The sequence below is a fragment of the Agrobacterium sp. A3-95 genome, from assembly GCF_053521785.1.
This window is the reverse complement of the sequence record NZ_JBNWDR010000007.1, coordinates 161,383-185,385: the sequence shown is the minus strand read 5'-3', so window position 1 is coordinate 185,385 and position 24,003 is coordinate 161,383. Positions and strand designations below refer to the sequence as shown.

At 59.5% G+C, this 24,003-nt stretch carries 19 protein-coding genes; 3 read left to right on the top strand and 16 right to left on the bottom strand.

The annotated features are described in order from the left end of the window. Positions 1-23: 23 nt before the first annotated feature. Positions 24-917: a LysR family transcriptional regulator gene (locus tag ACQZ5Y_RS18930; RefSeq protein ID WP_013761305.1), complete on the bottom strand. Its 894-nt coding sequence runs from the start codon at positions 915-917 to the stop codon at positions 24-26. 115 nt (positions 918-1,032) lie between these two features. Next, a complete protein-coding gene (locus tag ACQZ5Y_RS18925; protein WP_143242854.1) occupies positions 1,033-2,094 on the bottom strand; it encodes an alpha/beta hydrolase in 1,062 nt (353 codons plus the stop codon). Positions 2,095-2,558: 464 nt separating this feature from the next. Between ACQZ5Y_RS18925 and ACQZ5Y_RS18920 the strand changes: the two genes are divergently transcribed. Both ACQZ5Y_RS18920 and ACQZ5Y_RS18915 read left to right on the top strand, forming a co-directional pair. Beyond that, positions 2,559-3,674 (top strand): MFS transporter, encoded by a 1,116-nt coding sequence (locus ACQZ5Y_RS18920; RefSeq protein WP_211380940.1) that lies wholly within the window; start codon positions 2,559-2,561, stop codon positions 3,672-3,674. A 25-nt stretch (positions 3,675-3,699) separates the two neighbouring features. Further along, entirely contained in the window at positions 3,700-4,143 is a 444-nt protein-coding gene (locus ACQZ5Y_RS18915; RefSeq protein ID WP_236762977.1) for a cyclophilin-like fold protein, read from the top strand. A gap of 26 nt (positions 4,144-4,169) precedes the next feature. Here ACQZ5Y_RS18915 and ACQZ5Y_RS18910 read toward each other — a convergent pair whose 3' ends face one another. Beyond that, positions 4,170-4,577: a low affinity iron permease family protein gene (locus ACQZ5Y_RS18910; RefSeq protein ID WP_112291256.1), complete on the bottom strand. Its 408-nt coding sequence runs from the start codon at positions 4,575-4,577 to the stop codon at positions 4,170-4,172. 230 nt (positions 4,578-4,807) lie between these two features. Beyond that, positions 4,808-6,754: an ABC transporter ATP-binding protein/permease gene (locus tag ACQZ5Y_RS18905; protein WP_019566385.1), complete on the bottom strand. Its 1,947-nt coding sequence runs from the start codon at positions 6,752-6,754 to the stop codon at positions 4,808-4,810. Between the two features lie 345 nt (positions 6,755-7,099). Here ACQZ5Y_RS18905 and ACQZ5Y_RS18900 point away from each other — a divergent pair, with 345 nt between their 5' ends. After that, a complete protein-coding gene (locus ACQZ5Y_RS18900) occupies positions 7,100-8,878 on the top strand; it encodes a diguanylate cyclase (RefSeq protein ID WP_174059944.1) in 1,779 nt (592 codons plus the stop codon). A gap of 66 nt (positions 8,879-8,944) precedes the next feature. Here ACQZ5Y_RS18900 and ACQZ5Y_RS18895 read toward each other — a convergent pair whose 3' ends face one another. The 12 genes from ACQZ5Y_RS18895 to ACQZ5Y_RS18840 all read right to left on the bottom strand — a co-directional run bounded on the left by ACQZ5Y_RS18895 (position 8,945) and on the right by ACQZ5Y_RS18840 (position 23,934). Then, positions 8,945-9,622 (bottom strand): ROK family protein, encoded by a 678-nt coding sequence (locus tag ACQZ5Y_RS18895; RefSeq protein WP_174059945.1) that lies wholly within the window; start codon positions 9,620-9,622, stop codon positions 8,945-8,947. Positions 9,623-9,657: 35 nt separating this feature from the next. After that, entirely contained in the window at positions 9,658-11,028 is a 1,371-nt protein-coding gene (gene zwf, locus ACQZ5Y_RS18890; RefSeq protein WP_174059946.1) for a glucose-6-phosphate dehydrogenase, read from the bottom strand. 11 nt (positions 11,029-11,039) lie between these two features. Then, a complete protein-coding gene (gene gnd, locus ACQZ5Y_RS18885; RefSeq protein WP_112291265.1) occupies positions 11,040-12,044 on the bottom strand; it encodes a phosphogluconate dehydrogenase (NAD(+)-dependent, decarboxylating) in 1,005 nt (334 codons plus the stop codon). A 36-nt stretch (positions 12,045-12,080) separates the two neighbouring features. Further along, positions 12,081-14,486 carry a glucan 1,4-alpha-glucosidase gene (locus tag ACQZ5Y_RS18880; RefSeq protein WP_174059947.1) on the bottom strand — a complete coding sequence of 802 codons (2,406 nt, stop codon included), beginning with the start codon at positions 14,484-14,486 and terminating at the stop codon, positions 12,081-12,083. Positions 14,487-14,830: 344 nt separating this feature from the next. Further along, positions 14,831-16,228, bottom strand: coding sequence for an FGGY family carbohydrate kinase (locus tag ACQZ5Y_RS18875; protein ID WP_174059948.1), 1,398 nt, complete (start codon positions 16,226-16,228; stop codon positions 14,831-14,833). Continuing rightward, complete coding sequence (locus tag ACQZ5Y_RS18870) at positions 16,228-17,490, bottom strand: NAD(P)/FAD-dependent oxidoreductase (RefSeq protein ID WP_174059949.1); 1,263 nt, start codon at positions 17,488-17,490, stop codon at positions 16,228-16,230. The genes ACQZ5Y_RS18875 and ACQZ5Y_RS18870 overlap by 1 nt, the downstream gene beginning before the upstream one ends. Next, positions 17,487-18,884 (bottom strand): NAD(P)/FAD-dependent oxidoreductase, encoded by a 1,398-nt coding sequence (locus ACQZ5Y_RS18865; RefSeq protein ID WP_174059950.1) that lies wholly within the window; start codon positions 18,882-18,884, stop codon positions 17,487-17,489. The genes ACQZ5Y_RS18870 and ACQZ5Y_RS18865 overlap by 4 nt, the downstream gene beginning before the upstream one ends. Positions 18,885-18,989: 105 nt before the next feature. Further along, positions 18,990-19,766 carry an ethanolamine ammonia-lyase subunit EutC gene (gene eutC, locus ACQZ5Y_RS18860; RefSeq protein ID WP_174059951.1) on the bottom strand — a complete coding sequence of 259 codons (777 nt, stop codon included), beginning with the start codon at positions 19,764-19,766 and terminating at the stop codon, positions 18,990-18,992. Then, complete coding sequence (locus ACQZ5Y_RS18855) at positions 19,766-21,166, bottom strand: ethanolamine ammonia-lyase subunit EutB (RefSeq protein WP_174059952.1); 1,401 nt, start codon at positions 21,164-21,166, stop codon at positions 19,766-19,768. Before ACQZ5Y_RS18855 ends, eutC begins: the two co-directional genes overlap by 1 nt. Before the next feature lie 12 nt (positions 21,167-21,178). Then, a complete protein-coding gene (locus tag ACQZ5Y_RS18850) occupies positions 21,179-21,973 on the bottom strand; it encodes an ABC transporter permease (protein WP_013761321.1) in 795 nt (264 codons plus the stop codon). 12 nt (positions 21,974-21,985) lie between these two features. Continuing rightward, on the bottom strand, positions 21,986-22,864 hold the full coding sequence (locus tag ACQZ5Y_RS18845) for an ABC transporter permease (RefSeq protein ID WP_003517681.1): 879 nt from the start codon (positions 22,862-22,864) through the stop codon (positions 21,986-21,988). Then, positions 22,861-23,934, bottom strand: a complete 1,074-nt coding sequence (locus ACQZ5Y_RS18840) for an ABC transporter ATP-binding protein (protein ID WP_019566397.1) — start codon at positions 23,932-23,934, stop codon at positions 22,861-22,863. The genes ACQZ5Y_RS18845 and ACQZ5Y_RS18840 overlap by 4 nt, the downstream gene beginning before the upstream one ends. Between the last annotated feature and the right edge of the window lie 69 nt (positions 23,935-24,003).

Sequence of the window (24,003 nt, the reverse complement as noted above, 5' to 3'; positions counted from 1 at the left end):
CCACAGGGGGCCGACAACTCCCGTCAAACCCGATATCGCAGGGCCTCCAAAACCCTGACGAACGCCGGTGATGCCTGGCGACGGCTGGGGTAATAGAGGTAATATCCGTCCCAGGGCGGGGAATATTTCTGCAGCACGCGAACCAGCCGGCCGTCTGCGACATAAGGAAGGATCATTTCCTCCGGGATGTAGGCAAGCCCGAAGCCGTCAAGCGCGGCTTCCAGCGAATTGAAACTGTTGTTGAAGGCGAGCTGACCATCGACCTTGATCTTGATCTCGCGGCCCTTGTCCTCGAACTCCCATACATAAAGGCCGCCGGCACTCGGCAGCCGGAAGTTGATGCAATCATGGCCGACCAGGTCCTTGGGATGCCTGGGGTGTGGTCGGTTCTTGAAGTAGGCGGGCGATCCGACGACAGCGAGACAAAAGTCGGGACCGATCCTTGCGGAGATCATGTCTTTCGCGAGATGTTCACCCATACGCACCCCCGCATCATAACGCTCCGTCACGATGTCGGTCAGTCCGTTATCGAGGATCAGCTCGACCTTGATGTCGGGATATTGAGGCAAAAATTTCCTGAGTTTGGGCCAGAGGACATAGGTGATCGCGTACTCGGCGGCGACGATACGGATCGTTCCCGCCGGCTTTTCCCTCAGTTCGTTCAACGCATCGACATGCGCTTCGATCTCGTCGAAATGTGGACCGATCCCGTTTAGCAGCCGCTCGCCCGCCTCCGTCGGCGAAACCGCTCTGGTCGTCCGCATCAGGAGACGCACGCCCAACCTGGCTTCAAGCTGGCGGAGTGTGTGGCTCAATGCTGACTGCGATACGCCCAGCTTCGCCGCCGCCCGGGTAAAGCTCTGTTCTCGGGCAACAGCAATGAAAGCTGCAAGATCGTTGACGGTATCGCGTGCCATTCATGAGCCTCCTGCATCCAGACCTGTTGATTATGGCATAATGCTCATGCCGCACTAACAGAAAAAGAGCCCGCTTCGGGCGGGCTCCTGAGCTGTTACGTCACTGCCGAACGTATCAAGCCGACAGGTGCTGCTCAAAGAAGCTGGCGAGCTTGGTGAAGGGGATCACATCCATCTTGTCATAGAGGTCCGTATGGCTGGCGCCGGGAATGACATGGAGTTCCTTCGGTTCGGCCGCCGCCGCATACGCGGTCTCTGCGAAATAGAGAGAATGGGCCTTCTCGCCATGAATGAATAGAACCGGGCGCGGCGAAATTTCCGCGATGTAGCTCAGGATCGGCATGTTCATGAACGAAATTGGCGTTGTCTGCGACCAGGCGTTACGGGAGTTGACCGCCCGCTTATGATAACCGCGTGGTGTCGAGTAGTAGTCGTGATAATCGACCATGAACTGCGGCGCGTCGGGTCCGACTTCCGCGTTGTAGGCTGCCTGATAGGCAGGTGTACCCTTTTCCGCATCGACCCACCGCTGGCGGCTCAACTGTTCCAGGGTCGCCGTGCGCTGCTCCAGCGTGACGCTGTCGTTGTAGCCCTTGGACATGACGCGGGTCATATCGTACATGGTGCTGGCAACCACGGCCTTCACACGCTTGTCCGAGGCTACGGCATTGAGCGCCATGCCACCCCAGCCGCAGACACCGATGACGCCGATCCGTTCGCGATCGACTTCGGGACGCAGGCCGATGTAGTCCACAGCCGCACTGAAATCCTCGGTGTTGATGTCGGGAGACGCGATATTGCGCGGTTCGCCGCCGCTCTCACCTGTATAGGAAGGATCGAATGCCAGAGTGACGAAACCGCGTTCGGCCATCGTCTGTGCGTAAAGGCCGGACGATTGTTCCTTGACCGCGCCAAACGGTCCGCTCACCACGATTGCGGGGTTTCCGACGCTGTTGCGGGTTTTGGGCATGTAGAGGTCGGCCGCCAGGATGATGCCATAACGGTTTTTGAACGAGACCTTCTGGTGATCGACCTTCTCGCTCTTCCGAAAAACCTTGTCCCAATCCTGCGTCATCTTCAACGTTTGCGCCTCTGCCTTCGAAACCGCCATCACTGACGCCGCGCCAATCGCGGCGATGCCGACACCCGTAATCTTGAGAAGGCCACGGCGGCCCATGTCCTGGCCCTCTCCCGTAAAAGCGTTTTCGTTCTGATTGCTCACTTCACTCTCCATTGTCGTTGCCGTGACGAGCGGCCGGGAAGCTGCTTTGAGGGGTGATGCAGCAGCGTCGTTCAAAAGATAGATCGGAGATTGTCGCGAGATTAGACCGGGGCGAAGGCATGCCGTCATGAGCGATATTCATGAATGAACCGAGCCCCTGCATCGACGTGGATAACACACGAGCAGGCCGGGCGCGGCTAAACAAGACCCTTTGATGAGCATCGTTCATGACTGCATCCCGTGACAGGCGGCTTATTGCAAGATGCTTCATGACTTATGTTCACCTCGCTGCCTCCCATCAGCAGCGGAAGACCGTTGAAGAAATAGCCAAGAAAAGCTGCTGTACCATGTCCATAGAAACTACAGTTTCCACAGGGGAAGCCAGATCCCGATCCGCAAATTGGGGCGGTGTGTTGGCGATGACGCTCTGCGTTTTCGCCCTGATCGCGTCTGAATTCATGCCTCTCAGCCTGCTGACGCCGATCGCGGATGAACTGCGCATCAGCGAAGGATCGGCCGGACATTCGATCGCGATCTCCGGCGCTTTCGCCGTCGTCACGAGCCTCTTTGTCTCGTATCTCGCGGGAGAGTGGGACCGTAAGCTGCTGTTGCTTGCTCTGACGGCACTGATGGCCCTTTCTGGCGTGACCGTGGCGATCGCACCGAACTATGAAATATTCATGGTCGGGCGCGCGCTCATCGGGATAGTTATCGGTGGGTTCTGGTCCATATCGGTGGCGACCGCCATGCGTCTTGTACCGGAGCATCTCGTTCCCCGAGCGCTTGCAATCTTTAACAGCGGTAACGCGCTGGCAACTGTCGTTGCTCCTCCGCTCGGCGCGTTTCTCGGATCGATCATCGGTTGGCGAGGTGCCTTCTTCACTGTCGTCCCCGTCGCGGCGATCGCATTCCTGTGGCAGCTGGCAAGCCTCCCTTCCATGAAGCCCCTCCCCGGGAAAACGTCAAAGAATGCATTCAGGCTACTGAACCGTCCTTTGATCGCTATCGGCATGGCATCGGTCTCGGTCTTCTTCATGGGCCAGTTCACGCTGTTCACCTATGTCCGCCCGTTTCTCGAAACTGTGACACGAGTAGATATCTCGATACTCACCTTCATTCTTCTGGGCATCGGCGTTGCCGGTATCGTTGGCACCAGCCTTATCGGTTACTTTCTCGCCGACCGCCTGTATCGCGTTCTGATCGTCATCCCGGCTCTGATGGCGGTGACGGCCGTGATACTTGTTGCCTTCGGCAACAGTCTCCCTGTCGCGGCGATAGCGCTTGCGGCCTGGGGAATGATTGCCACCGCAGCGCCAGTGGGTTGGTGGGCGTGGCTCGCCCGCTCACTGCCGCAGGATGCGGAAGCCGGAGGTGGTCTCATGGTTGCGGTCATCCAGCTTGCGATATCAGCCGGTGCGATAGTGGGCGGATTTCTCTACGACGCATCCGGCTACCGCATGACTTTCCTGGCAAGCGCAGGTCTGCTCCTGGCCGCGTCAGCGCTGGCATTCAAATCATCGAGAATATCCTCGTAAAGCAGTTCGGCATGAGAGCATTCCAATGATCGACCGGCGTCTATTTCTTGGGCTGGCTACCGCGGCCACAGCTTTCCCGTCCGCATCGTTCGGTCAGGCAACAAAAACGGAGGTATCCTTGATGAGTTTCCGAATGGCCTTTGGTGGTCACAGCATGACCGCGACCTTGTTTGACAACCCGTCGGCACGCGAGCTCATGAAAATGCTGCCGCTCGATCTCACGATCGAAGACTATTCGACCAACGAGAAAATCGCATATCTGCCTCGAAAGTTGACGCAGGTGACTGACACGCCTTTCGATAACGCACGTCCCGGCGACATCGCTTATTACGCGCCATGGGGTAATCTAGTCTTCTATTACGACAGCTACCGATACTCGAAAGGGCTGATCCGCCTCGGACGTTTCGATGACGGCTTCGAGCCACTTTTCACCCGAGGCGAATTCTCTCTGCGCATAGAGCGGGACTGACACGCGCCTGGCAACGGTAAATGCCACTAACGTCGGGAAAGCAAGCGGGCCATGGCATGATGGGGTGCGGGCTTATCGCTATCCGGTCCCCTTTCCCTTTCGAGACGTGCACGAATCTTTTCGATTTCCTCTTCCGTGAGGTGCTCGATCCCAATGAAGTCACCGCGCGCCTGCTCCACCGCCCGCAGCAGCTCGTCCAGTTTTGCTTCCATCGCTGCGGAATCCCTGTTCTGTGAATTCTGCACGAGGAAAATCATCAGGAAGGTGACAATTGTCGTACCCGTATTGATGACCAGTTGCCAGACCTCCGAAAACCCAAACAGCGGTCCGCTTATCCCCCAGACGAGCACGGTTCCGAGAGCCACCATGAAAGCCGTTGGAGAGCCGGAAAATGAAGCTATAGCGCTTGCGAAGCGAGTGAAGAATTTATTCATAACACGCTGCCCCTTGTTGCCATTTTAGGGATGCCAACCAACCAACAAAATGCACGATTGTTCCGGGGTGCCGTGACAGCAGAAGTACCGATTTGCACTTCGATCCGCGGCAAGCCCTCATTGTGTTCGTTCTCGCCAAACTGGTCGGTGAATTCTCCCCAACGACAACGAGGCGGCCACCAACTCTCCTACCCCGGCATTCAAGCAGGTCAGCACAAGCGTCGGTGCCATCACCTCCGCTTGACTATTCTCCGAAGCATGGAGCCTCTCGCCTTGCGAGGAATGAGATCGATATCGCTGACAAGCTTTGCGCCCCCCTCCCGCCGTTCCAATGTGATCTTCCGGCTATGAAACGCTTCCAGTTCGGCACGATGCGCTACGCTTACGATCGTCGCATCGGGTAGCTCATCAATTACCGTCTGCATCATCTTGTCCTGACTTTTCTCGTCCAGAGCCGCCGTCGCCTCGTCCATAACGATGATGTCGGGGGCGTTCAGCAACAGGCGTGCGAAGGTCAGCCGTTGTTTTTCGCCACCTGATAAGGTCTGGTCCCACGGCGCCTCGTCTTCAATCTTGTCCTTGAGTTGACCCAGACCGACCTTGTCGAGAGCGGCCCCGATCTCTTCCGGCGTCCAGCTCTCGGCCGGTTGCGGATAGCAGACCGCCCGACGTAGCGTGCCCGCCGGAATATATGGCCGCTGCGGCAGCATGAACAATCGGCTGCCTGCGCGAAAATTGACGCTGCCTCCACCCCATGGCCAGAGACCGGAAATGGCCCGAACCAGTGTGCTTTTGCCCGAGCCCGATTCCCCCGCGACAAGCACTCTCTCACCCGCGCCGATCTCGACATCCGTCTCCTTGACGACGGCCGTTCCGTCACCGAGAGAAACGGACACATCCTTGAGGCTGAGTATTGTCTCGCCTTCCGTTTCGCCTCGCACGATCCGACCGAGAGTGTCGCTCTTTTCGGCCCGCTCCAGGCCATCGAGCGACATCATCAGGGAGGCCACACGTCGCGCGCAGGCATTCCAGTCGGCCAGACGGGGATAGTTGTCGACCAGCCATCCAAATGCGGATTGAACAATGGTGAAAGCGGAAGCAGCCTGCATTACCTCGCCGAGAGACATGCTCCCATCGAGAAACTTCGGCGCGCACAACAGAACCGGGACGACGGGGGCAATCAACATCGATCCATTCGATACGACCGTGGTGCGCATGTATTGCTGCGCCATGAGACGCCACTGCCGTCGGACATTGCCGAAGCGCTTGTCCAGATCGCTGCGCTCCTCGTCTTCGCCGCCAAGCAGGGCGATGCTCTCACCATTCTCCCTGACGCGCGTAAGCGTGTAGCGAAACTCCGCTTCAACCTGGTTCTTGACTTCAGAAACCTTGACGAAGTTCCGGGCAATGAAGGCGATGGAACTGGATGTGATGATTGCGTAGATAACAGCCGCAATCACGAGAAAGCCGGGGATCGTGATCCAGACACCCGCGATAGAGACCGTGAGAGCACCACCAATCGTCCACAAGACAACGATAAAGGTAGAGGCAGACACGAATGCAGCGATAACACCTGAAACAAAATCCACGGGCGCCTCGGTGGCAATACGCATATCCTCCGAGAGCCTTGCCTCGGGGTTTTGATGGTCACCATCGATCAAATTGAGCTGATAATAGCGGCCATTCGCAATCCATCTCCCAACGAGCGCCTTTGTCAGCCAGGAACGCCAGCGCCGCTGAATGCGCATCCTGACATAGACCTGCGAGGTCACGATAAAGACACTTCCCAGGACGAGCAGCGGAAAAACGGATCCGAGAAAATAGACCGTCGACGCGTCGCGTTTCTCAATCGCGTCAAAAATCCCGCGATTCCAGACGTTGATGCCATACTGGAAGCCGACATTTATGCCGATCATAGCCAGAAGCCCGAGCGAAAACAGCCAGGCCAGCCGATCGCCGCGACGGCTCCAGAAACCTCGCGCGCTGATCCAGAAACGCTTCAGCAGATATTTCCTGCGAGCCTCCTCTGCCTCCTCCGGCGTCAAGCCCAAAGCAGGTTCCATCTCCTCTGGCGGGAGCGGATCATCGTTTTCATGGGCATCGTTTTCGGATGCGGTTTGGGTGCCAGTCTCGTCGGCACCAACGACCGGCTTCGGTCCTGCGTCATTATCGATCATGGGCGCTAAACGAACGATGCGTCGAAAGGTTTCACGGCTTTGTGATGCGTCGTGAAATATAATTCCGTTGCTACGCGGGGCTTTTTAAAAGCCTCTAAATACACGGCTTTCTGGCCCGCTGCCGACATACCGGAATCGCGCTGGCGGATATTGTGACCGTTGGTGGAGACGGTCCAGGTGCATCGCCATGGGGTACCTGAAGTGGCCCGCGGTGCGACAGATCATATTGACGGTTAACCGCGTGTTGACTTCCCGTTTGACGAGATGGCCTAACATAAGCAGACTCTGAAATTGGACCCCGCCGCACCCGGTTTTCATGCCGTGCGGCAAGCATACGGCGCCATCATGCGACTTAGTACCATCACGAACCTGGCTTATGCTGTCACCCTCGTGCTCACGACAGTATCGGCGACCACATTCATTCTATCGGCCAGAAGCTCTTCTCAAGAGCGGGTGGCAATCCAGAATCATCTCGAACTGACCGATCTCGCCGAAGAACTGGCGATCATTGCGGACGAGCGCACCGAAGAGGCGCGTCTTTACGTCATGCGGGGCGACGAGCAACATCTCGCAAAATTCTACGTCGACGAAGGTCAGGAAAAGCACCTTGAAAACACCCTGGACAAACTCGCAGCTCTTGGTGTTTCGCCGCAAGAGGCAGGCTCATTTCAGGACATACGAAAGAGCGCCGACGCACTGGACAAGATGGAGCGCGATGCAATCGGTTTCTATCGATCCGGCCGCCAGAACGATGCACAGCAGGTCCTGTTCGGCGATGAGCACTATCGACTGCATACGGACCTGCTGACAACCGTCGCGACGCTGAGAGAAGCCATTGCGGCCCGCTCGCAGGCAATGGTTGACCAGGCTAAAGACCGAAGCGATTTCTACGGATCGATTGCGAAGGTGATGCTTGCGCTCACCGCCCTGATGTTTGTGGCCGTACTCTATTTTGTCCTCAGCAGACGCGTTGCCTTGCCGCTTATCAAAATGAGCAACATCGTCACGCGCCTTGCCCGGCAGGATTACAGTATCGACCTGCCCGACGAAGGCCGGCGTGACGAAATCGGTGAAATGAACCAGGCTATCAGGATCTTCCGCAGCAACGGGCTGGAACGGGAACGGCTTGACGCGGAGCACCGCAGGAATCAACGCATCAAGGACTTGATCCTGCAGATGATGCATCGGATTCAGGCCTGCCAGAATCAGGAAGAATTGTCCGACGTCGTTTCGAAATTCATGCCGCAGATTTTCCCGGCCATTGCCGGCCGCCTGCTTGTTCTCAAGGAAAACAGTTCGGTTCTCCAATCGACCGGACAATGGTCCGATCCTTCGTTTTCCGCCCCGGAATTTTCGATAGACGATTGCTGGGCTCTCCGTCGCGGACGTCCCCACGCCAGCAACCCGGGCGGAGACGATGTTGTCTGCCATCACCTACATGGCAGTTTCGGAACAGGCCTGTGCATACCACTCACCGCATTGGGCGACACCGTCGGCTTACTGTATCTCGAAATTCCGCAGAGTAGCGAGACGCTGGAGTTAGAGCGGCTATATCTCGAACTCCTCGCCGAAAATATAGGCCTTGCCGTTGTAAACCTCCAGCTTCGGCAGCGGCTGGTTGGCATGGCACGGCAAGACGCCCTGACTGGTCTTTTGAACCGTCGATCGCTTGATGAGACGCTGAACAGGCATATTGAAAAGCCAACCAATTCGCTTGCATGTCTGATGCTCGACATCGACCATTTCAAGCGCTTCAACGACCGGTTTGGCCATGATGCCGGTGATGCGGTGATGCAATATGTCGCCCAGGTGCTGTCGGAAGCTGTCGGCGATCTGGGTGAACTATTCCGTTTCGGCGGCGAGGAATTCACCGTGCTCATGCCGGCTGGGGGCATTGAAGATGCCATCAAGGTTGCGGAGAAACTCCGGCACGCGGTCGAGCGCGCACCTTTCACCTACCGGGGCCGTCTGCTTGACTCGATCACCATATCCATCGGTATCGCAACGTCACCGGGCGCCGGAACCGTGAGCAGCGTCCTGGAACGCGCGGACGCTGCGCTTTTGAGCGCCAAGCAGACAGGCCGGAACAAGTGGGTGTCGGCCGAGAAGCCTCCAACCGATTAGGTAGAGGCTACGCCGCACCGATTGCGTGGTTATCGAAGCAGCAGCCTACCTGGCATATTTGACCGGCTAGACGATGAGGTTCGGGTTCTTCCACAGCTGGAATCCGCCTTCGAAAGCAAGCGCATTGTCTCCGCGGCGGCATCCGGGCGGCAGGGTATCGAGTTTTTCGACATTACCGCCGCCGATGACCACCTCATCCGGTTCAAGGGCGGCAGTCAGACGCTCTGCGACATCAGTGACGCGCTTTTGCCATTTGCCATTGCCCTTCTCTTCGCGATACGCCTCTCGGAGATAGTGCTCGTACGTTTTGCCCTTCCGATAGGGAAGATGAGCGATCTCCATCGGCTGGGCCACGTTTTCGACGATCATCGCAGCCCCCAGGCCTGTTCCGAGACCGAGAAACAACATGCGCCCGCCCTGATAGGAGCCGATTGCCTGCATCAGCGCATCGTTAACGATACGAACGGGGCAGCGGAAAGCGCCGGCGTAATCATAACCGACCCAGCCTGTACCCAGATTGACCGGTTCGCGAAGCGGTTTGTTGTGGACGACCGGACCGGGATATCCCATGGCGATGACGTCATAGGTCATGTCTTTCGTCATGGCGGTTACGGCGATGACCATTTCTGGCCCGGTCATCGCCTTGCCGCTTTCGACCTTGCGCTCGTCGCCACCGGCACTTGAGCGGATCTTGACGTGGCTGCCGCCGATATCGATCGCTAGAACGATCCGATCCTGTGTCATTGAACTACCGTCCGTGGTATTTGCCGGCATGGGCGTCACTCCGGATCAACCCAACCGCCAGGCGGCGCGAAACTCTCCATCTCGACCGGACCCCAGCTTCCTACGGCATAGCGTGGCGGCACGGCGGGGTCGTCGAGAATGGGCTCAACGATTTTCCATGCGAGTTCTGCCGCATCCTTACGGGTGAAAAGCTGGCGTTCGCCTGCCATCGCATCGCCGATCAGCCGTTCATAAGGCGCCATGTCGCCGATGCCGTCATCGACAGCGCCCAGTTCCACCGCCTCGCCGAGCATACCGTCCCCGGCAGCCTTGCGGCGCGCGCCAATGCCGATGGCGATATTTGGCCCGAGCCGGAAGCGCACATAATTTGCGGCCGCCGCCTCAACATCGCCGAAAAGCGCTATCGGCGGCCGCTTGAAACGCACCACAACTTCGGTTGCATGGGCAGGCAGGTTCTTTCCGGCGCGGATGAAGAAAGGCACGCCGTTCCAGCGCCATGTGGCCACGCAAAACCGCACGGCGGCAAAGGTCTCGCGGCTTGAGCCGGGCGCAACGCCGGGTTCATCGAGATAACCGTCGAACTGGCCACGCACCACATCCTCGAGGCTGAGCGGTGGCATGGCTTTGAGGATCTGCACTTTCTCATCGACAAGATCATCCGAAGCGCTTGTTGCCGGTGGCTCCATGGCCAGTAGCAACAACACGTTGATGAGATGGTTCTGGATCACATCCCGGATGCATCCAACCTCGTCATAAAACTTTCCGCGTCCCTTGATGCCGAAATCCTCGGCCATGGTGATCTGCACGCTTTCAACATGGTCGCGGTTCCAGACCGGCTCAAGAAAGGCATTGGCGAACCGGAAATAAAGAAGGTTCTGAATCGCCTCCTTGCCGAGAAAATGGTCGATACGAAAAATGGCGTCCTCTTCGAAAACCGCGTGCAGCGACTGGTTCAGCGCCTCCGCCGTGGCAAGATCGCGGCCGAACGGTTTTTCCACCATCAATCGCGCCGAGGCTGCTATCCCGGCCTTATCAAGCCCGGTCACGACGGTTTCAAACAGTGACGGCGGAATGGCGAGGTAATAAAGCGGATGACCGTGGTCACCGAGTGCGGCGCGCAGCTTTTCGAATGTCGCCTCGTTGCGGTAGTCGCCGGACACGTAATGCAGTTGAGAAGCGAATTTTTCGAAGACGGCTTCATCGATCTTGTCGACGTGGCTGGTAACCGCGTCGCGCGCCCTCGCGATCAGCTGATCGCGCGACCAGTCATCGAAGGCGACACCGATGACTGGCGTTTGAAGCGCGCCGCGTTTCACCATGGCGTAAAGGGAAGGAAAGATCATTTTGTAGGCAAGGTCGCCGGTGGCACCGAACACCACGAGCACGTCCGATCGCTGCTTATCCATGGCCGGCGCCCTCATTTTGCTTTTTCCAGATGGCCACCAAAGGCATTGCGCATGGCCGAGAGTACCTTGCCGGCAAATTCCGCCTCACCGCGTGAGGAGAAGCGCTCGAACAGGGCAGAAGCCAAAACAGGCGCAGGAACACCCGTTTCGACGGCCGCCTGAAGGGTCCAGCGCCCTTCGCCTGAATCTGACACCCGCCCGCCATACTGGTCGAGATGAGGGTCCTGCTTCAGCGCCTCCGCCGTCAGATCGAGCAACCACGAGCCGATGACAGACCCATGCCGCCAGACCTCCGTCACGGCAGGAAGATCGATGTCGAACTGGTAATATTGCGGGTGGGCGAGCGGCGCTGTTTCCGCATCGGCCTCCCGGTGCTGCGTGCCGGCATTCGCGGCCTTCAAGATATTCAGGCCTTCCGCATAGGCGGCCATGACACCGTATTCGATGCCATTGTGAACCATCTTGACGAAATGCCCTGCGCCTGACGGTCCGCAATGCAAATATCCCATTGGCGCCGTGCCGGTGACGGGATCGGCCGCGATGCCCAGGCCCGCACCGGGAGCGAGCGAAGCAAAAATCGGATCGAGCCGCTGCACGGCACCCAACGGGCCACCGATCATCAGAGAATAGCCGCGCTCCAGACCCCAGACGCCACCGGATGTACCGGTGTCGATGAAGTCGATGCTACGGGGCGCAAATTCCGCCGCCAAATCGATGGCATCCCGGTAGAAGGAGTTGCCGCCATCGATAATGGCATCGCCCGCCTGCAGTCTGGCGGCAAAGTCACGAGCAATTTTCGGCGTTATTGCCGCCGGCAGCATTAGCCAGACGGCGCGTGGCGGTGACAGCTTCGCGACCAGGTCGTCTGGCGAGGTCGCGCCAACTGCGCCTTCCTTCACCAATGCTGCGACATTGTCGAGATTGACGTCGAAGACCACGCAATCATGACCCTGTTTCAGAAGACGGCGCACCATGTTTGCGCCCATTCGTCCAAGCCCAACCATTCCGATCTGCATGCTGACACTCCATTTGTCTAATGCGCGATATGTACTTCATTCGCCGAGGCGAACGGTGAAATCCTGGTTTTCCCAATTCCCTGTGTTTGGCCAAAAGAAAGTAAAAACGATTGCGTCGCCCGCCGCCATATCCTGAACGGGCAAGTCGACGAAATATGTGCCAAGGCCGGAAGCAATCGTTCTGGTGTCGCTGGTCGTCACCCAGCCATCCGCACTCCAGTGCACGACAGCATCATCCGTCAGTTCGAGCCGCAACATCTTGCCGGCCGGTATCCCGGCAATCTTGTTATTGAAACACCAGATCCGAAGGTGGGAAGGCGTCTTGTTGAGGATGTATCGTTCCACACCCTGCGGCGGCATGTCGAAAACGGAACCATCTGCAAGCGACCGCAGAAGTTTGATATGTTCAGCATGCGCCCAGACCAGCGGCATCGCACTTCCTGAGGGCTGGCCGTAGAAAAGCTCGTATTCGGGGATGTCGGGCTGGTCCCAGAGCTGCTCGGGGAAAAGGCCGTTCCCACCGGCCGATTTCTCCAGCGTTACCAGCAGCGCTTCGGCCACCTCCCGCCTTCCCGCAGCAAGCTCGTAATGGGCGCGTTCGCCGGTCAAAAGCGGCCATGGCCGCCCCTGCCCGGTGCCGTCGAATGCTGCTCCATCGGCGTGCTCACCATATCCATCGCCCGTATATCTATACCATACAGGCCCCTGCGGCAGATCGGCACGCAGGCAATGGTCGATTGCTTTGATCGTCGCGAGAATATGCGGATCGTCAGGCGCGCGCAGGCCGAAGCGAACAAGGGCAAGCGCATCGGGGCTGATGACGTCGCTGGTCGGCAGCGTGGAACGGTCCGGCGTCTGGTTGCGGATGGGCGTATCGCCGAATGGTCGAGCTACGTCGGTCGCGTCAGGCGAAGCGATGCGAACATAGTGGCCGGAAATGCCAAGCGCGGCGCAGAATGTCTCGTCACCGGCAAAGGTCCATTGTTCGATCTGCTCGTTCCAGCAATCAGCCGTTTCCCGTAGATGTACGGCTACGGCAGCATCACCGTCCATATCGATAAGGTCGGCAGCGGCAAGCAGCGCAGCGATCTCGACGGCAAGGGTGAAGGGACTGTAGCCGGCATCCTCTTCCCACCTGTCCTCCCCGGTCGTCGGGCCATTTGCCAGAATATAGGCTGCGGCGCGGTGGATCATCGGCATAAAATCCGCCCGCGTGGCATGATCCAGGTGACCATATCGATGCAGCATATCCGCCAGCAGGATCGGAAAGGCGCATTCATCCATCTGTACGCCTGGCCAATAGGGTTTGCCATCCAGCCAGAGATTTTGCGGCCAGCGACCCGATGGCTGCTGCACCTGACGAAGATAATTGAGGATCGCCAGCGCCTCATGGTGATCGCCGGCCGCCAGAAATCCGCCGGCCGCTTCCACCAGATCGCGCGGCCAGACCAGGTGATAGCCACCGAGATCGTCATCGCTCTTCGATGCGCCCCAAGGGATCGAAAGGCTTGCAACAACAGCGCCCGGCCGGTCGGCGGCACGATGTGCGGCGAGCACTGCTGTCGACACCCGATAGGAATTGATGCCGTGATGCGTATCGCGGTCGAGCGTTTCCAGCCGGTCTTGCCAGTTGCGCCAGTTGGCAACGTAGGCCTCGTGCGCCCGTTCAAAGCCATGCTTCAGACTGTAAACGGCCGCCGCAGCCGCTGCATATTCCGTCTCGCCAAAGCCGAGCGCCAATGTTGCCGCGCCATTGACATCACTGAAGTCGATCTCACCTGCCAGCGAGACATTTCCGTCATCGGCTCGCTGGTACTCTTCAACGATGCGTCCGTGCCGATGCAACTGCTGCCAACCATCGGAAACACCCACGAAACCGGCGCTGACTGCCCGCCAGGGCAGATCGCAGACAAGCGCAAGATATCGTGAACGGCCGGTCGCGAAGAGGACCTGATGTCCCTCATAGTCGCCAATCCAAGCCGAGTTAAGATTGCCTGCATTGACGAGATGAGGTGCCAGCAGCGCAGTCACGCGATAATCCGAAATTTGTCCCTTCAGGGGAATGAACGAAAGCTGCTGAAGAACACTGGCCCGCGCGGGATCGCTGATCACTTGTTTCTCAATTCTGAACGAGCCATCCGTCGCCGTATTGGTAATGTGAAATGCCGGAATTCCGCTTTTAAAAGGGCGGGTGACGGATACGCAGTCGCGTTTTTCCTCCGAAAAGTAACCCTCAGGCCCAGTGACAACAAAACCGAGATCGCGGGTGCAGGCACTGTCTATCCTCGGATAATAGACCTCGTTCAGAATGCCGTGGCTGAGCGTGAACCAGATAGGCGATGCTTCCGACAGCGCAGTGCCGACCCCGTTTTTGGCGCTCGACGTCCAGCGCGCTTCTATGCCAGGCGCGCCCGGTGCAAAATCCAGTCCGGTGCGCATCATGAAATGTCTCGGTTACGCTGATGAGGCAGGCGAAAGTGGCGCGAATTGCAGTCCTGAGCAGTCATGACGGGTATCTCGACCTTGAACCAAGGCTCTGTTCCTGGATAACAACAGGAAACCGGCTTACCGGTTCCTTGCTCATATCCACAACGGATGCAGCCTCGCCATAAAGCTAGGTATTGGCGAACTGGTACACAACTAAAGATTTGGTAATTTAAGCCGCGCCGCGCGTGGAGGTTTCGGGTTGCAGGACCAACACGCTCAGCCACCAAGCCGCCGCTAGAGCGGGCGGCCGTTGTGGATCACACCGATATTGCCGATGAACCGGCTATTCCAAGTGGACATCAACCGCCCGACCAGCCCCTTGCATTGCCTATGGCGCGTGCAAAGCGAGCGTGATCCGCTTCTTCGACCGATCCGTCGGGTTTGAATATCTCGGCATCTTTTCGCATGGCGGTGACATCGATATCGCACAGTTCCGCGAGACCAAGCGCCGTCAACTCGCGCATGGCCGGAACGCAGATGGTCCGACCACTGGCAGCGGCCAGGAAACGGGCGAAATAGCGACTGTTCGACAGGCCGCCATCTATCGAAATCGTATCGCCGATGGGAACGAAAGTCTGCGCGGCTTCGATCAACCGAACCGTCAGCAAGGCAATGCCCTCAAGCAGGGCGCGCACCATTTCACTCCGCGCCGTTGCGTGGTCCATGCCGATGAAAAGCGGTACGGCCTGTCTATCCCAATATGGCGCGGCAAGGCCCGAAAATGCAGGCACGAACACCAGTCCACGACGAACGGCCGATGAACCCTCAAAACCGTCAAGCTCAGTATTGTCAACATAAAGGCCGATCTTTCGCGCCCATTCCAGCGCGGCACCGGCGTCATAAACCCCGCCTTCTATGGCGAAAATGGCCGCGCCGCCTTGCTTTTGCCAGCCAATGGTGGGCAGAAGCTCCCCCGACAACGGGCGTTCGTGACCAGCGATGGCCAACAGGAAGGCGCCCGTGCCGAAGGTTATCTTACAATCGCCCGGTTTGCGGCAACCGTGCCCATAAAGCGCCGCCTGCTGATCGACGATGGAAACGCGAATGGGCGTTCCCTCGATGGAACCGAAGCCGCCATTAACAGGACCGATTGCGGGCAGGCAATCCAGCGGCACCCCATGAAGAGCGCAGAGTTCCGGGCTCCAGGCACCGGTTGCCAGATCAAGCAGTCCCGTCCGCGAGGCCGTTGCAAGGTCGGTGCGGAAACAGCTTGCAAGCCGATCCAGAAAGAATGCGTCGGTGGTGCCCAGGCGCAACCGCCCTTCGGCTCTCGCCCGTGCCACCGCCGGATTGTGCCTTAACAACCACGACAGTTTGCTCGCCGAAAAATAGGGATCGAGGGGCAATCCGCAAATCTCTTTCGATCGTTCCGCAGCCGATTGGGGCAACGCGGCCAGGGCTTCGGCGGTGCGGGCATCCTGCCAGACGATGACCGGCGACAGCGCTTCCCCACTCTCGGCATCCCACGCCAGGCAACTCTCGCCCTGGTTGGCGATCGCGATCGCATCTACCGGCCCGGCATCGGCCAGTACCGCGCGGATGTTGCGCAACAGCTCTTCCGGATCATGCTCCACATGGCCGGGGTTTGGATAGAACTGTGCATGACGCAGGCTTGAGACGAGTTGCGCCGTGCCATCGTCGCTTATCACAAGGCATCGGGTCGACGTCGTTCCCTGATCGATCGCCGCTATGCGCATCAATTCGTCTCCTGAAAGTGAAAGGCAATCTGGGTCGCCTCAACTGCGGCGCGGGGAATGGGCACAAGCACACGGCGTTCCGGCAGCCACCGGCCGGACTTGCTCCACACTTCGGTTCCATCAAGATGAAGCGAAAGCCTGCCTTGAACACGTCTGATGAAGCGCAGCTGAAAATCGGGAAAAGCCGGCCGGTCAAGTCCCCCCGATCGCACCATAGTGGGTACCGCGAGTTTGAGCGGGTCGGCGAAAGCGATACGCACTGCCTTTGCGTTGCAGGGTTCGAAGGTGAGATCGTCGGCAACGGCAGCACCCACGCGGCGGCCTTCGCGAAACGACCAGCCACCCGTTTCCACGGCCCGCAATACGTTCCCCGTGGCGAAGAACATCGGGTTGGCCATCCGGCCGTCCTGATCGATCGTAGGGCCATCGCTGCCTGCCGCCACATCAACAGGGGATGCGTTCAGAAGCGTAGCCTCCGGCGTGAACCGCCCGGTGAGGAGAACACCATCGCACTTGACGGTGAGGATACGGCCATCTGCCAGCCGGATGTCGGCCTCCTCGACACGACCGCTCCCACGAATGTCCACAAGTGTTGCGCGGCAATGAAAAGGCACTCCGACCAATCGGGGAAACCACCGGAAAAGCGACCGCGCCAGCGGTTCCGGCTCAGGCTCGATCATCGCCACCGGCCGCGCGCCATGCGTCAGGCATGTGAGAAGCGCGGAAAAGGAAACCAGTTCCGAACCAAGGATAAGCGGCCGGCGAAAGGGCATGATGCCGTGAAAGGCGACATAGGATTGCAGCGTGCCGGTGGTGATCACTCCCACCGGCCGGTCGCCCGGCAGGAGCCGCGCTGAGCGTGGTTTTTCCCGCGCGCCGGTCGCCAGCACAATGCGCCGGGCCTTCAACGTCTCCACGCCGCGCGCAGACGTAACCAGCAGCGTACCGTCCTGTCCCAGTTCCACTACGGAATGACCGGTGCGGACATCAACGCCCGCATCCTGCGCATGCCGCTGCAGACGTCGCGCATAGGCCGGGCCGAAATAAACGCGTCCAAATTCGCGCATGCCGAAAGGCGAATGTGTGCAATGACGGGGTGCGCCGCCAAGGGCTGGCTCACGCTCGAGGATCGTCACACGCGCGACGCCGCGTGCTTTTAGCTCCAGCGCTGCCGCCACGCCCGCCGGGCCGCCGCCGACCACGATTACATCTGCATCCGGAACGTTTTCTTGCATCTGCTGAAAAGGCTTCCGGGAGCTCATTGATCGTCTCCCGGACGGACCGCAAGCGGTACAGCCAGACGGTCGCCCGTCATCGCGGCCAGCCGGGCGTTGCAGTAAAATCCCTGACAGCGCCCCATGCCGGCGCGGGTGCGCCGCCGCAGACCTCCGAAATCACCCGGCGGCACCGGGCTGGAAAATGTCGCCTCGATCTCACGGCGGGTGACAAGCTCGCAATGGCAGACGATTTCGCCATGATCAGCGCGCTGCCAGTCCCGCTCGCAGGTTTCGCTCAGGTTCGGCATCGTCACATGAGGCACTGCGGGCTGGGGCATGAAGCGCGTGCCGAAACTTTCGTGAAGCGCCAGAGCGTGCTGCGCCAGACCAAGTGCCGCACTGAGACCGGTGGATCGCACGCCGCCAAGCGTGATCGCGCGCCGGTCCGGCCGTGCGGAAATCCGGTAATGTTTCTTCTCGGAGGCCGGGCGCAAGCCGGCATAGATAGCGGTCACGGGAATGGAGGCGAGTGCCGGAACGATCTCCCTGCCACGCGTCAGCAACGCTTCCAGCGCCGCCGTGTCTACCGTCGCACGCTCGCGGTCATCCTGTTCTTCCGCCGTCGGGCCGATGAGAACGTTGCCGAAGGCGGTTGGACACACAACGATGCCCTTGGTGATTTCGGTGGGAACGGGCAGGACGATGCGCGGCACGTGCCGACGGGCGGCCTTGTCGAGAACGACGAATTGTCCCTTGCGAGGCTTGATGGTGAAGTCTGGGACAAGCCCCAGCCGCGCATCGACGATATCGCCGAACAGTCCGGCCGCATTGACAACGCTTGCCGCAAGGATCGGACCCGCCGTCGTCTCTATCCGCCACGCGCCATCAAACGCACCGGACAGGACTTCGACGTTGCGCACCAGCTGCGCGCCAAGCGCCACCGCTTGCGTAAGATAGCCCAGCGGCGCGGACCAGGGATCGATGACATGTTCACCCGGAACTTCGAGTGCTGCAACAAGACGGTCGGACAAGCCGGGCATGGATTCCCGGGCCTGCCGGGCCGTGAGCAGACCGAGCTCGGCAATGCCGTTGCGTCGCCCCTGCTCGGCGATCGCCTCCAGGCTTTGCGCCTCGTCGGGATTCCACGCACAGACCAACGCGCCGGTTTCAACGAGGCTAAGGCCCATCTGCCTGTAGATGGACAGATATTCTGCCCGACCCGCCTTCACCAATTCCAGCTCCAGACTGCCTTCGGGCGCATCGAAGCCGGTGTGGAGGATAGCGCTGTTGGCCTTCGATGCCCCGGAAAGAATATCGGACCCCTTCTCGACGATCACTACCTTCGCACCAGCCAGTGCGAAACGACGGGCAACCGCGCAACCGACCACCCCGGCACCGATGACGGCGACGTCGAATGCTGTGGAGAGGCTCTGGACCATGGGCTTGCCTTTATTTTCGTGGTTCGAAAGCGAAATAAACAGGCGCAACGGATCGAGCCGATGCACCTTGCCGGTTCGTGGCTATGAATGAGATCTGCTTTGTTTCTAGTCGAACAAAGCCGTCAGCGGCTTTTCGAATTCAACCAGCGTCACGCCACTTGTCTCCTGCTGGCACATGGCGCTGATCAGGGTCATGATCTTCCCCGCCGCTTCGACGGGCGGCACGCCACCATCACGAATATTGGAAATGCAGTTGCGTCGGGAATCCGGCAGCCCGGTCTCCGGCCTGAAGGTGACATAGGCGCCAAGACTGTCGGCTGCCGAAAGGCCCGGGCGCTCGCCAATCAGGATCACCGCCACCTTTGCGCCGAGGACGGCTCCCACATCATCCGCCAGCGCAACCCGTGCCTGCGTGGCAAGTGTGAGCGGCGCAACCGTCAATCCGTTGCTTGCAAGTAAATTAAGCAATGCCGTTGCCACCGGCACTGCATTCATCTCCACAGCCGTTGCGGAAAGCCCGTCGGCGATTACCAATGCGACATCGGCTCCCTTGGCCTGCCCGTCGAGCGCCAGACGGCCTTCGTCTGAAAGAGCACGGCCGAGATCGGGTCGGCGCAGGTAATCCGCACGGTCCTGCGCGCGGCTTGCGACATGCACGACATCCGCACCCGAAGCGCGCAAGTCACGCTCCATTTTTTCAATGTCCAGCGGACGCCACACTGCCTGGCGCGCCTGCGCATGATCCAACAGAAATGTCTGTACCGCGCGCGTGGGCGGGCTTGCACCCGTGCGGCCGAGCGCCACGCGTGCATCGGTTGCCACACGCAGGGCCTTGAGACGTTCCGGCGGGCTGGAGATGAGGGAGGGCCGGCGGTCACGCATCAGGCGGCGTCCCTTCCAAGAAAATCAAGTTCGCGAAGCCCGCGGTTCATCAGCGCAGGGTTCTCGATCATATGGCCGGCGGCATCCGTCACGCCCATATTCACAAGCCACTCCTCAAACTCCGGCGCAGGCCGACGCTTCAGCGTTTCGCGGGCATAGATTGAATCGTGATGGGAAAGCGTCTGGTAGTTCAGCATGACGTCGTCCGAGCCTGGCACGGTAATGACGAAGTTCACATCAGCGGCGCACAGCATGGTCAGCAGCACGTCCATGTCTTCCTGGTCGGCATCGGCGTGGTTGGTGTAGCAGACGTCGACACCCATTGGCAGGCCAAGCAGCTTTCCGCAGAAATGATCTTCAAGCCCGGCGCGAATGATCTGCTTGCCATTATAGAGATATTCCGGACCGATGAAGCCGACGACGGTATTCACCAGAAGCGGCGAGAATTCGCGCGCCACGGCATAGGCACGCGCCTCCATCGTTTGCTGATCGACACCAAAATGCGCATCGGCCGACAGGGCAGCCCCCTGCCCCGTCTCGAAATACATGAGGTCGCTGCCGATAGTTCCGCGCTTCAGCGACTGACCAGCCTCATGAGCCTCTCGCAGAACGGCAAGATCAATGCCGAAGCCCGCATTGGCCTTCTGGGAACCGGCAATCGACTGGAAAACCAGATCGACGGGTGCAGCGCGCTCCATCGCCTTGATAGCCGTCGTCACATGGCCAAGGCAGCAGGTCTGGGTTGGAATGTCCAGCCATTGCCGCAGATCGTCAAGCAACTGCACGACGCGGATATAGTCCGTCACAGCGCTGGTGGCCGGGTTAACACCGATCACCGCATCGCCGCTCCCCAGCAGCAACCCGTCAATGGCCGAGATGGCGATGCCACGGGAACTGTCAGTCGGATGATTGGGTTGGTTGCGGGTGGAAAGGCGGCCGGAAAGACCAATCGTGTTGCGAAAACGGGTCAAGACTTCCCGTTTGGCCGATACCGTCACGAGATCCTGCAGACGCATGATCTTGGAGACTGCCGCCACCATTTCCGGTGTCAGACCCCAACTTACCGCTTCAAGTTCCGCGTGCCCGACCTTGGAATTGAGCAGCCACTCGCGAAATTCACCAACCGTCAGAGAAGACACCGGCGCGAAGGCCAGTGCGTCGTGCTGGCGCGCGATCAGGGCCGAAATCTCGTCATCGTCCGAGGCGATCAATTCCTGTGCAACAAAGGTGGAAAGCGGCAGATCGGCCAGCGCCATCTGCGCCGCCAGTCTCTCCACCGGCCCTTCCGCCGCGATCCCGGCCAATTGGTCACCGGACCTTTCCGGCGTCGCCTTTGCCATCAGGGTTTTCAGATCGTCGAAACGATAGGTCGTGCCGGCTGCGATCTGTCGATAAGCCATTTTTCCGGCCCCTTACTTCACGAAAGTCTTCGTGAGGCCCACCGTGCGGTCCACGATCAGGACGACGGCAAGCGTGAGCACGATCAGAAGAACGGAGATGGCGGCAACAAGCGGATCAGCCTGGGTTTCGACATGCTGATACATGGCAACGGGAAGCGTCGTGATGCGCGGACCGGTGAGGAACAGCGAAATCACTGCTTCATCGAACGAGACGAGAAAGGAAAGCGCTGCCGTTGCAACGATGCCAGGCGCGATCATCGGCATGGTGACGCGGCGAAAGACGGTAAGAGGTGACGCCCCGAGCGTGGAGGCGGCCTCCTCGTAGATCAGCGGCAGGCCCGCAAGCGACGTGGTGAGTACACGCAGCGCATAGGGCAACACGATGATCAGATGCGCGATCACGAGACCCGTGAATGTGCCGAGCAGGCCCGCACCGGCAAAGACGATCAGGATCGCAAGGCCAAGAACGATAGTCGGCAGAAGAAGCGGCGCTGTGAAGAAGGCGAGCAATGTATCCGCGCCAATCACCCGCATCCGCACGATGGCATAGGAGGCGGGCAGCGCAATCAGCATGGACAGCACGGTAACGATGACCGCAAGGAGCGTGCTGGTGCCGAGGGCGCCGATCATCTTGGAATTGTGCATGAGATCCACATACCAGCGCAGGCTCCAGCCGGAGGGTGGGAAGGTCATGTAGCTGTCGGCCGAAAACGAGATCGGCACGACGAGCACCACGGGCGCAAGGAGGAAAAGGAACATGATGAAGGCGACAATTTTCAGCGCCAGCGGAGCGGGACGTTCTTCCATCTTCGATCTCCTTTACAGAATGGCCCGCAGAAGCCGGGAATAGAGCACCAGGGCGGCACCGAAAATCACGAGGATGATCATCGAAAGCGTAGCGGCGAGTGGCCAGTTGAGCGTCACGATGGCCTGATCATAGATTTCCGTTGCCAGAAGGAAGACGCGGCCACCGCCGAGTAGCTTGGGAGTGATAAACGAACTGACGGCCAGCACGAAGGAGAGCAGGCAACCCAGGGCCACGCCGGGCATGGTGAGCGGCACGATGATCCGCCAGAACACTTTCCAGGGCGATGCGCCGAGCGTTTCCGCAGCTTCCTCGACGCGAGGATCAAGCCTGCCGAAGCCAGCGAGGAGCGCCAGGATCATATAGGGCATCAGGATTTCGGTAAGCCCGATGACGACGCCGATCTTGTTGAACAGCAGACGCACCCCGCCTTGCGCACCCAGTGCGAAGAGGATGTTGTTGATGAGGCCGTCATCCGCCAGGATTGCGATCCAACCATAAGTGCGCACCACCGCCGAGGTGAGCAGCGGCGAAATGACCAGCACCAGCAAAAGCGTTTTCCAGCGACCCTGCGCCCGGTGAAGGTAGAGCGCGATGGGATAGGAGGCGAGCAGCGTGAGAACGGTGATCATAAGGCTGGTCAGGATGCTCTGACCAATCAGCTCGATATAAAAACCGTCGGTCAGTGTCGACGACCAGTTGTCGAGCGTATGGGCTTCCCCGAGACCGCCGCCGCCGAGGCTTTCGCGGAAGGAAAGCAGCAGCAGGTTGAAGACGGGCAACACGAAGGCCAGACCGTTGACCGCAATGATGGGTCCAAGAAGAAGGGTTGCGAGAAACACGATGGAAGAGGTACGGCCACCGGGAGCCGTGATCATGACCGCCGCCGTCATCGGTTTGCTCCGAAGACCAGAGTATCCTCCACGCGCCAGACGAGACTGACCGCGCTGCCTGCTGCGACCGGCGTTTCACCGCCGGACGTCGCGCGCTCCACGGACAGGGTCTGCCCGCCAGCGGCGATTTCGTAGTGGAGGATGTCGCCGGCATAATAGACATCGCGGACTTCGCCGGCGATGCGATTGACGGGCGCTCCGTCGAAATCGGGGACGGCGTCGCCAGCGACGGTCATGGCCATGCGATGCGGCCGTACCATCAGGTCGATCTTACCGCTGTGCGCACCGGGCGCTCGCAGCACCGCATCGCCAACCGTGATGCGGTCACCGGCGGCATTGCCGACCAGCCTATTGGTGCGACCGACGAAGGAGGCGACGAATGCAGTGGCCGGGCGCTCATAGAGATCGTGCGGCGTGCCAAGCTGTTCCAGGTGCCCGCCATTGAGCACAGCGACCTTGTCGCACATGCTGAGTGCCTCGACCTGATCATGCGTGACGAAGATGGAAGTGATGCCAAGCTGTTTCTGGATACGGCGAATCTCGGCGCGCATCTCGTCGCGCAGCTTTGCGTCGAGATTGGAAAGAGGTTCGTCAAACAAGAGAATGGACGGCTGGATGACGAGGGCGCGCGCCAGTGCGACGCGCTGCTGCTGGCCTCCGGAAAGCTGGGCGGGGCGACGGTCCTCGCGCCCTTCCAGACGCACCATGGCAATGGCCTCACGGGCACGGCGTTCCGCCTCGGCAGCAGGCACTTTGCGCATTTCAAGACCGAACATGACATTCTTGAGGACCGTCATGTGGGGGAAGAGCGCGTAGCTCTGAAAAACGAGGCCAATGTCACGCTTATAAGGCGCAAGTTTCGTCACGTCCTTGCCGTCGATCAGGATAGACCCCGAGGAGACAGGAGAGAGGCCTGCAATCATGCGCAGCGACGTCGACTTGCCGCAGCCGGAAGGACCGAGGAAGGCAACCAGTTCGCCCTTGGGAATCTCGAGATTGAGATTATCCACGGCGACGATTGTCTCGTAGCGCTTGGTCAGTGAACGAATCGAGAGGAATCCTGGCTGCATGGTATCTGAAGTTCCCATTCTGGCTTCTTGCCTTTCTCCAGAACATCTCCGACCCGCAGGGAATCGGAA

Excerpts from the sequence above, each read along its gene's own strand:
- ACQZ5Y_RS18895 (WP_174059945.1), bottom strand. The coding sequence starts at position 9,622 with ATGACACAGGATCGGATCGTTCTAGCGATCGATATCGGCGGCAGCCAC.
- ACQZ5Y_RS18875 (WP_174059948.1), bottom strand. The coding sequence starts at position 16,228 with ATGCGCATAGCGGCGATCGATCAGGGAACGACGTCGACCCGATGCCTT.
- zwf (WP_174059946.1), bottom strand. The coding sequence starts at position 11,028 with ATGGATAAGCAGCGATCGGACGTGCTCGTGGTGTTCGGTGCCACCGGC.
- eutC (WP_174059951.1), bottom strand. The coding sequence starts at position 19,766 with ATGCGTGACCGCCGGCCCTCCCTCATCTCCAGCCCGCCGGAACGTCTC.
- ACQZ5Y_RS18880 (WP_174059947.1), bottom strand. The coding sequence starts at position 14,486 with ATGATGCGCACCGGACTGGATTTTGCACCGGGCGCGCCTGGCATAGAA.
- ACQZ5Y_RS18870 (WP_174059949.1), bottom strand. The coding sequence starts at position 17,490 with ATGAGCTCCCGGAAGCCTTTTCAGCAGATGCAAGAAAACGTTCCGGAT.
- ACQZ5Y_RS18850 (WP_013761321.1), bottom strand. The coding sequence starts at position 21,973 with ATGGAAGAACGTCCCGCTCCGCTGGCGCTGAAAATTGTCGCCTTCATC.
- ACQZ5Y_RS18915 (WP_236762977.1), top strand. The coding sequence starts at position 3,700 with ATGATCGACCGGCGTCTATTTCTTGGGCTGGCTACCGCGGCCACAGCT.
- ACQZ5Y_RS18845 (WP_003517681.1), bottom strand. The coding sequence starts at position 22,864 with ATGACGGCGGCGGTCATGATCACGGCTCCCGGTGGCCGTACCTCTTCC.
- ACQZ5Y_RS18930 (WP_013761305.1), bottom strand. The coding sequence starts at position 917 with ATGGCACGCGATACCGTCAACGATCTTGCAGCTTTCATTGCTGTTGCC.
- ACQZ5Y_RS18925 (WP_143242854.1), bottom strand. The coding sequence starts at position 2,094 with ATGGGCCGCCGTGGCCTTCTCAAGATTACGGGTGTCGGCATCGCCGCG.
- ACQZ5Y_RS18910 (WP_112291256.1), bottom strand. The coding sequence starts at position 4,577 with ATGAATAAATTCTTCACTCGCTTCGCAAGCGCTATAGCTTCATTTTCC.
- ACQZ5Y_RS18920 (WP_211380940.1), top strand. The coding sequence starts at position 2,559 with ATGACGCTCTGCGTTTTCGCCCTGATCGCGTCTGAATTCATGCCTCTC.
- ACQZ5Y_RS18840 (WP_019566397.1), bottom strand. The coding sequence starts at position 23,934 with ATGCAGCCAGGATTCCTCTCGATTCGTTCACTGACCAAGCGCTACGAG.
- ACQZ5Y_RS18905 (WP_019566385.1), bottom strand. The coding sequence starts at position 6,754 with ATGATCGATAATGACGCAGGACCGAAGCCGGTCGTTGGTGCCGACGAG.
- ACQZ5Y_RS18865 (WP_174059950.1), bottom strand. The coding sequence starts at position 18,884 with ATGGTCCAGAGCCTCTCCACAGCATTCGACGTCGCCGTCATCGGTGCC.
- ACQZ5Y_RS18855 (WP_174059952.1), bottom strand. The coding sequence starts at position 21,166 with ATGGCTTATCGACAGATCGCAGCCGGCACGACCTATCGTTTCGACGAT.
- ACQZ5Y_RS18900 (WP_174059944.1), top strand. The coding sequence starts at position 7,100 with ATGCGACTTAGTACCATCACGAACCTGGCTTATGCTGTCACCCTCGTG.
- gnd (WP_112291265.1), bottom strand. The coding sequence starts at position 12,044 with ATGCAGATCGGAATGGTTGGGCTTGGACGAATGGGCGCAAACATGGTG.